Raw genomic sequence first — 7,956 nt, 5'->3', positions numbered from 1 at the left:
GCGGGGAGCCTGGTGAGCGGCATCCGGCGGGTGATCTCGCGGGTGGCGGTCAGCAGCCGCTCTCCGGAACGGCGGCCTGCGCCCAGCACCCGCACCGCGGCGGGCTCGCCCGAGTACTGCGGGAACGTGCCGGGGAAGTCGAGGATGCCGTTCACGTCCGCGCCCCGGAAGGTGTAGATGGACTGGTCGGGATCGCCGAAGACGACCAGCGGCCGGCCGCCGCCCGCCAGCGCCTGGAGCAGCCTCACCTGTGCGGGGTCGGTGTCCTGGTACTCGTCGACATAGACCGCGTCGTACCTGTCCCGCAGACCGGCGGTGACGTCCGGGCACTCCGCGAACAGCACCGCACGGTGCACCAGCTCCGCGTAGTCGAGCACGCCCTGCGCGTCGAGCACGTCGAGGTACTCGGCGAGGAAACCCGCCGCCGCTCCCCAGTCGGGCCTTCCGGTGCGCCGCGCGAACGCGCTGAGCGCGTCCGGGCCCAGCCCGAGCTCCCGGCTCCGGGCGAGCACCGCGCGGACCTCGTCGGCGAACCCCCGGGTGGTCAGACAGGCGCGCAGTTCGTCCGGCCAGCCGGTCCGGGCGCGGCCCTCCTTCTCCAGCGCGAGCTGGCCGGCCAGCAGTTCGCGGATGTAGAGGTCCTGCTCGGGTCCCGACAGCAGACGCAGCGGCTCGGCGAACAGGTCGGCGTCCTGGTGGGCACGGACGAGCGCGTAGCAGTACGAGTGAAAGGTCGTCGCCTGTGGCGCCGAGGTCCGCTCCGGGAGGGCCGCCATGCGCGCGGCCATCCGGTCACGCAGTTCCACCGCCGCCTTGCGGCTGAAGGTGAGCACGAGAATCCGCTCCGGATCCGCGCCCGCCCGTACCCGCTCGGCGACGGCCTCGACCAGCGTCGTGGTCTTGCCCGTGCCCGGGCCCGCCAGGACCAGCAGCGGTCCGCCGGAATGGTCAACCACACAGCGCTGCCGTGCGTCCAAGGCAGGAGAATCCACCGGCACCGGGGGCGTGCGCACCAGCCGGTACGTGCCGGGCCCCGGACCGGACGTCCGGCCGGCGGAGCCGGCGGGGCCGGCGCCGGGAGGTGGCGAGTGCGCAGCGGACGGGCGGGAGGAGCTCACGTGGATCGCCTTGGGGAGGGTCTGTGCTGAGTGGTGCAGACGCTACGGCAGCGGGCACTCGAGCCGCAGCGGGTTACCCGGGTACCTCATACGGGTGGCCCGGTACGTGTGACGGGTGGGCTTGGCGGAAGGTGGTAGCTGTGAGCAGCCGCAGTCGGTGGTCACCGGGCACCGCCGTCCCACCTGGCCCTGCGCATGTCGATTCGTTGTACGTGCCCCGCCGTCGCCCTCCCCGCGTCCCGCAGCGGTGTGCCCTCCGCGTGGTACTGCTCCAGCGCCCGCAGCTCGTGACCGGCCAGCAGCACACCGTCCGCCCGTACGACGCGCCACCAGGGCACCGCCGCCCCGTACAGCGCCATCACGCGGCCCACCTGGCGCGGCCCACCGGCGTCGAGCCACTCGGCGACGTCGCCGTAGGTGAGCACCCGGCCGGGCGGGATGCGTTCGGTGACGTCCAGGACCCGTTCCGCGTACTCCGGCAGCTCCGGCAGTTCGCACTCATCCATGCGGGCCATGGTGCCGTACGCCACCGACAGGCCACCCTGGTGACCCCTTCTGTCCTTCTCCCGTGCCACCATCATCCGGGCGGTGACGAGTGATACGGGATCAAGACGGAGCGGCAGCCGGTCAGCGGCAGGGTGGGCGGCCTCATCAAGGGGCGGGCCCCGCCGCCGACGGTGCTGCCCGGAACGGTGACAAGCCGCCCGGTACTCCGGACCGGGAGGGCGAGGACGGCGGAGACGGCCGTGACGACGGCGGCACCCCCGGCCCGCCCGAGACGACCGACCGGGTCGAGAGCGACGAGCCGCTGCTGCCTGCCCGTGTGCACCGCCCGTCCGACCTGCTGCGGCTGGGGCTCGGCGTGCTGGGCATCATCGTCGTGCTGGTCGTCGCCCAATTCGCGCACGGCACCACGACGGGCCTGGAACAGGACATCGACAAGGGCACCGAGCAGGCGCCGCCACTGCTGATCAGCCTGACCGGTCTGGCGTCCAGCATCGCCGTGCTGCTGGTACCCGTCGCCTTCGCCATCGAACGGCTGATCAAGCGCGACGGGCTGCGGATCGCGGACGGTGTGCTCGCCGCCGTCCTCGCGCACGGCGTCTCGCTGGCCGTCGATCTGTGGGTGGCCGAGGTGGCACCCGAAACGGTCCGGGACGCGCTCACCAAGCAGATCACCGACACCGGGCTGACCGCCCCGGTGCACAGCTACCTGGCCCCGGTCATCGCCTATATGACCGCTGTCGGGATGGCCCGCAGGCCGCGCTGGCGGGTGCTGTTGTGGGCGGTGTTGCTGCTGAACGCCTTCGCGGTCCTCTTCCCCGGCTACTCGACGCTGTTCTCCATCATCGTGACGCTGCTGATCGGCTGGTCGGTGGCGTACGGCACGCTGTACGCCGTCGGCACGCCCAACGTCCGCCCGACCGGCCAGACACTGCTCGCCGGGCTGCGCCGCGTCGGCTTCACGGCGGTGAGCGCGCTGCGCGTCGAAGGCCCGGAGGGTGCCGAGGGCGGTGAAGCGGCCGAGACCGCGGACCACGGCCGCCGTTACCGCGTCACCCTGGAGCACGGCCCGCCCATCGATGTGACCGTCGTCGACCGTGAACAGCAGGCGCAAGGTTTCTTCTACCGGACGTGGCGCCGGCTGACGCTGCGCGGCGTCATCCAGAACCGCAGCCTCCAGTCGTTGCGCCAGGCTCTGGAGCAGGAGGCGCTGCTCGCCTACGCCGCCATCGCCGCCGGCGCCAACGCCCCGCGGCTGATCGCCACCTCCGAACTGGGCCCGGACGCGGTGATGCTCGTCTACGAGCACATCGACGCCCGCAGCCTCGACTCGCTCCCCGACGAGGAGGTCACCGACAAGCTGATGCGCGCGGCCTGGCACCAGGTCAAGGCGCTCCAGTCGCGCCGCATCACCCACCGCCGGCTGGTCGGCGACGCGCTCCTGGTGGACACCTCCGGCACGGTCTATCTGACAGACATGCGGGGTGGTGAGATCGCCGCGGGCGACGTCGTCCTGCGGATGGACATCGCCCAGCTGATGACCACGTTCGGACTCCGCGTCGGTGCACAGCGGGCGGTCGCCGCCGCCGTCGACGTGCTGGGCCCTGACGCGATCGCCGACAGTCTGCCGCTGCTGCAGCCCATCGCGCTCAGCCGCAGTACGCGCCACACACTGCGCAGGCTCGCCAAGGAGCGCACCCAGCGCGAGCGCGAGGCGGTCATCGCGGCGTCCCGGGCCAACAAGGAGACCAAGGCGCATCCGCAGGACTCGGCCGTGCCGGAGTCCGGGGGGCACACGTCGCACCGCAAGTCGCTGCGCGCGGAGAAGCACGCCGAGAAGCGGGCCATCGACGAGGCGCTGGAGGAGGCGCGCGAGGAGGATCTGCTGGCGCAGATCCGGCAGCAGGTGCTGCTGATCAGACCGCAGGCGCCCATCGAGCCGGCCCGGCTGGAGCGGGTCAGACCGCGCACCGTGGTCACCTTCGTCGCCGGCGCGCTGGCCGCGTACTTCCTGCTCACCCAGCTCAGCCAGGTCGAGTTCAGCCAGGTCGTCGGAGAGGCCAACTGGGCCTGGGTGGGCGGCGCCGTGGTCCTGTCCGCGCTCACCTATCCCGCCGCGGCGATGTCGCTCCTCGGCTTCGTGCCGGAGAAGGTGCCCTGGCTGCGTACGGTGGTCGCACAGGTGGCGGGCTCGTTCGTGAAGCTGGTCGCCCCGGCCGCCGTCGGCGGCGTCGCCCTCAACACCCGCTTCCTGCAGCGCGCCGGGGTACGGCCCGGGCACGCCGTCTCCAGCGTCGGCGCCTCACAGCTGTTCGGGCTGGGCAGTCACATCACGCTGCTGCTCTTCTTCGGCTACCTCACCGGAACCGAGCACACGCCGACCCTGTCGCCCTCGCGGACGGTCATCGCGGGGCTGCTGGCGGCGGCCGTACTGGTGCTGATCGTGACAGCGGTTCCGGCGCTGCGCAGATGGGTCTCCGACCGGCTGCGGTCACTGTTCGCCGGGGTCGTGCCACGGATGCTGGATGTGGTGCAGCGGCCGCGGAAGCTGGTGGCGGGCATCGGCGGGATGCTGCTGCTCACGCTCTTCAACGTGATGTGTCTGTACGCCTGCGTGCTGGCCTTCGGGTACAACGCGAGCTACGCCAGCATCGCGGTGGTATTCCTGGCGGGCAACGCCCTGGGGTCGGCCGCGCCGACGCCAGGCGGCCTGGGCGCGGTGGAGGCCGCGCTGATCGCGGGTCTGATCACCTTCGGCGTGCCGAAGGAGATCGCGACGCCGGCCGTGCTGCTCTTCCGGCTGCTGACGCTGTGGCTGCCGGTGCTGCCGGGCTGGATGGCGTTCACCCAGCTGACCAGGAAGGGCGCGCTCTGAGCTCTCCCGGGGCGCCCCGGCACGGGCGAGGGCCCGGCCCGCGCAGTCCGCGCTTGCCGGGCCCAAGGCTGTCCGGGGACGTCAGTAGATCGGCTTGTCCGGCTCGATCTGGTTGACCCAGCCGATGACGCCGCCGCCGACGTGCACGGCGTCCGCGAAGCCCGCGTCCTTGAGCACTGCGAGCACTTCCGCGGATCGGACACCCGTCTTGCAATGCAAGACGATCTTCTTGTCCTGCGGCATGTCCTGCAGCGCGTTCCCCATCAGGAAGCCGTCCTTGGGGATGAGCTTCGCACCGGGGATCGAGACGATCTCGTACTCGTTCGGCTCGCGGACGTCGATGACCTCGATCCGCTCGCCGTCGTCCATCCACTCCTTGAGCTGCTTGGGAGTGATGGTGGAACCGGCCGCGGCCTCCTGCGCCTCCTCGGAGACGACGCCGCAGAACGCCTCGTAGTCGATGAGCTCGGTCACCGTCGGGTTCTCGCTGCACACGGCGCAGCCGGGGTCCTTGCGGACCTTCACCTGGCGGTAGCTCATCTCCAGTGCGTCATAGATCATCAGGCGTCCGACCAGCGGATCGCCGATGCCGGCGAGCAGCTTGATCGCCTCGTTCACCTGGATCGACCCGACGGACGCGCACAGCACGCCCAGCACGCCGCCTTCGGCGCAGCTCGGCACCATCCCGGGCGGCGGGGGCTCCGGGTACAGGCAGCGGTAGCACGGTCCGTGCTCGCTCCAGAAGACGGATGCCTGGCCGTCGAAGCGGTAGATGGAGCCCCAGACGTACGGCTTGTTCAGCAGCACGCAGGCGTCGTTGACCAGATAGCGGGTGGCGAAGTTGTCGGTGCCGTCCACGATCAGGTCGTACTCGGCGAAGATCTCCATCACGTTCGAGGAGTCGAGGCGCTCCTGGTGGAGCCTGACCTCGGTGTGCGGGTTGATCCCGAGCACCGTGTCCTTCGCGGACTCGGCCTTGGTCCGGCCGATGTCGGACTGGCTGTGGATGATCTGGCGCTGCAGGTTCGACTCGTCGACCTCGTCGAACTCCACGATGCCGAGGGTGCCCACGCCCGCGGCGGCCATGTACATCAGGGCGGGCGAGCCGAGCCCGCCGGCGCCCACGCACAGCACCTTGGCGTTCTTCAGCCGCTTCTGCCCGTCCATCCCGACATCAGGGATGATCAGGTGGCGGGAGTACCTGCGGACCTCGTCAACGGTGAGCGCGGCAGCCGGCTCGACCAGGGGTGGCAGCGACACGGAGACTCCGTTGGTCGGTGGAACGTACGATTGTTCTCCCGTAACACTGCCACGCCCCTCCTCATTCCGAGACACCCGGTCCGAGCAGCGAGACGATCTCGTCCCAGTAGCCGGGCAGCCCCTGCCAGGGGTTCCGGCCGCCCCGGTCCGTCCTGTCGGTGAAGTAGACGGTGCCCGCTCCCTGCCAGCGCGCGATGCGCAGCGCCTCGTCGAGGTGGGTACGCGGGACACCGTGCACCAAGTGGCAGAAGTGCTCCCTCGGATAGTCGGCGGTCCACTCGGCCGCCTGCGACCAGCGGTAGTCGGTCCAGCCGCCGGCGAAGGTCACCAACTGATCGGCCAGCTCCGCGTATCCGGGATGGGGATGGGTGCCGTGCGCGAAGACCAGGGGCGCCCGCCCGCCCGGCTCGGCGCCGGGTGCACCGTCCAGGCCACGCTGCTGCTGTGCGCACAGCGCGCGCAGCGTCGTCGCGCGGCGCCGGGTCTCCTGCAGGTGCGCATGCCCGGCAGGACAGTTCGCCAGGTAGAAGCCGTCGACGCGGTACCAGTCCAGGAAGCGGTGCGCGTCCGAGACCAGTTCGCCGAACGGCCGCGCGCCGTCCCGCATGTCGAGATGCCCCAGGATGCCGACCCCGGCCTCGTGCGACCGGGCCGCCGATGCCAGGCAGTACGGGTCGGGGCGGGCTCCGGGCCCGCCTGCCACGTCGAGCACCGCCCAGTGCAAGGGCAGCCCGGGCCGGGCCAGTGCGGCCCACTCCAGGGGGGCGAGCATCGGGTGCGCCCAGCCCGGGACGCCGAACCCGATCCGCCCCGCCGTCCCGGCAGCCGCACGCACCGCTCCGCCAGGAGCCGTCAGATGCGGCATGCCGCCTCCATCCAGATGTCCGCCAGCGACTCTTCCAGCCCGATCCGCGGCCGCCACCCGAGCCGGTCACGCGCTGTCCGTACATCCGCCTGCTGCCAGCTGCCGCAGCCGTCCGGGTAGGGGTACGCGGCCGGTACCGCCATCATGGCCGCACCCGCGGATGCCGCCGGCAGCGCGGACCCCTGGGAGCCGAAGGGGACCGTCGGGTGCGTCGGCCCCCCCGCGGCGGGACCGGGACCGGGAACGGAGGGCACGGACGGGTCCAGCTCGTGGAGGGAGCCCGCGAACCCCGCGACCCGGGCGAGCACCGCCGCGGCGTCACGCAGCCGGACCGCCCGCCCTGTGCCGATGTTGATGACGCCCTGCGCCGCCGAGAGCGACGCGGCGTGCACGGCCCGCGCGATGTCCCGCACATCCACGAAGTCCCGTTGCACCGCCGACCCGCTCAGCTTCATCTCACCGTCGCCCTGCTGCATCGCCCGTCGCATGGCCTCCGCCAGCCGGCCCAGCGGTGAGCCGGCCGGGGTGCCGGGACCCGCGGGTGAGAAGACGCGCAGTACGACCGCGTCCAGCCCGGAGGCGAGCACCAGCTCTGTCGCCGCCAGCTTGCTCACCCCGTACGGACCGCCGGGGCGCGGTACGGCAGCCTCGCCGGTGGACGAGCCCGCCTGCGCGGGCCCGTACTCCGCGGCGCAGCCGAGGTGCACCAGCCGGGCACCGCAGCCACTGCGGCGCAGCGACTCGCACAGGGTGGCCGTGGACACCGTGTTCTGCCGGGTGAGATCGCGCGCACCGCCGCGGGTGGCGCCGGCGCAGTTGACGACGACACCCGGGTGCACCGCGTCCAGGAAGCGGGTCAGCGCCCCTGGGCTGCCGGTGGACAGGTCGAAGCGGACGTCGGCGTCGTCGTTCCGTCCGAGGGCGGTGAGCTGCACGGCGGGGTCCGCCAGCAGCCGGTCGGCGACGAAGCGGCCGAGGTATCCGCCGGCTCCGAGCAGCAGCACTCTCATCGCGTGCCCTCCCGGTCTCGAACGGTGCCGTGTGACGGCTGGTCGGTGGTCATCTGGGGTTGCTCCTTTGTCTGTGTCACAGGTCATGCACGCGGCGCGGACCCCGGCCCTGAGCGGGCCTCCGTACGAAGGGGGGTCCGGCGTACGGAAGCGGGGTCGGCGCGCGGCCATCAGGGCGCCGTTCCACGGTGGTGGGCGGCGGCTCCGGTGAGCGCGCTGCTCGCGTAAGCCAGCAACGCCAGCGCCGCGCACCCGCAGGCGACAGCCGGTACGGCAGCCGGGCCGACGGCGGTGAGGGCGGCGTGCAGGGGACGTTCATAGGCC

Annotated in this window: 6 protein-coding genes; 1 reads left to right on the top strand and 5 read right to left on the bottom strand. The window is 72.0% G+C overall.

The window, feature by feature from the left end; genetic code table 11:
* Together ACRDP3_RS11795 and ACRDP3_RS11790 are read right to left on the bottom strand one after the other, a co-directional pair.
* Positions 1-1,124, bottom strand: a 1,124-nt coding sequence (locus tag ACRDP3_RS11795) for an ATP-dependent helicase (RefSeq protein ID WP_431516843.1), incomplete at its 3' end; no start/stop codon positions are given.
* A 155-nt stretch (positions 1,125-1,279) separates the two neighbouring features.
* Complete coding sequence (locus ACRDP3_RS11790) at positions 1,280-1,633, bottom strand: MGMT family protein (protein WP_431516842.1); 354 nt, start codon at positions 1,631-1,633, stop codon at positions 1,280-1,282.
* Positions 1,634-1,713: 80 nt separating this feature from the next.
* On the opposite strand from ACRDP3_RS11790, the gene ACRDP3_RS11785 reads away from it, so the two are divergent.
* Positions 1,714-4,497 carry a lysylphosphatidylglycerol synthase transmembrane domain-containing protein gene (locus ACRDP3_RS11785; protein WP_431516841.1) on the top strand — a complete coding sequence of 928 codons (2,784 nt, stop codon included), beginning with the start codon at positions 1,714-1,716 and terminating at the stop codon, positions 4,495-4,497.
* 81 nt (positions 4,498-4,578) lie between these two features.
* Here ACRDP3_RS11785 and moeZ read toward each other — a convergent pair whose 3' ends face one another.
* The 3 genes from moeZ to ACRDP3_RS11770 all read right to left on the bottom strand — a co-directional run bounded on the left by moeZ (position 4,579) and on the right by ACRDP3_RS11770 (position 7,632).
* Positions 4,579-5,757 carry an adenylyltransferase/sulfurtransferase MoeZ gene (gene moeZ / locus ACRDP3_RS11780; RefSeq protein ID WP_431516840.1) on the bottom strand — a complete coding sequence of 393 codons (1,179 nt, stop codon included), beginning with the start codon at positions 5,755-5,757 and terminating at the stop codon, positions 4,579-4,581.
* A 61-nt stretch (positions 5,758-5,818) separates the two neighbouring features.
* Entirely contained in the window at positions 5,819-6,622 is an 804-nt protein-coding gene (locus ACRDP3_RS11775; protein ID WP_431516839.1) for a spherulation-specific family 4 protein, read from the bottom strand.
* Positions 6,610-7,632, bottom strand: coding sequence for an NAD-dependent epimerase/dehydratase (locus ACRDP3_RS11770; RefSeq protein ID WP_431516838.1), 1,023 nt, complete (start codon positions 7,630-7,632; stop codon positions 6,610-6,612). The genes ACRDP3_RS11775 and ACRDP3_RS11770 overlap by 13 nt, the downstream gene beginning before the upstream one ends.
* Positions 7,633-7,956: the final 324 nt, after the last annotated feature.

Source organism: Streptomyces sp. (assembly GCF_050698815.1).
Classification (GTDB): Bacteria; Actinomycetota; Actinomycetes; order Streptomycetales; family Streptomycetaceae; genus Streptomyces.
The sequence above is the reverse complement of the archived record's forward strand: the minus strand, read 5'-3'. Positions and strand labels throughout refer to the sequence as shown.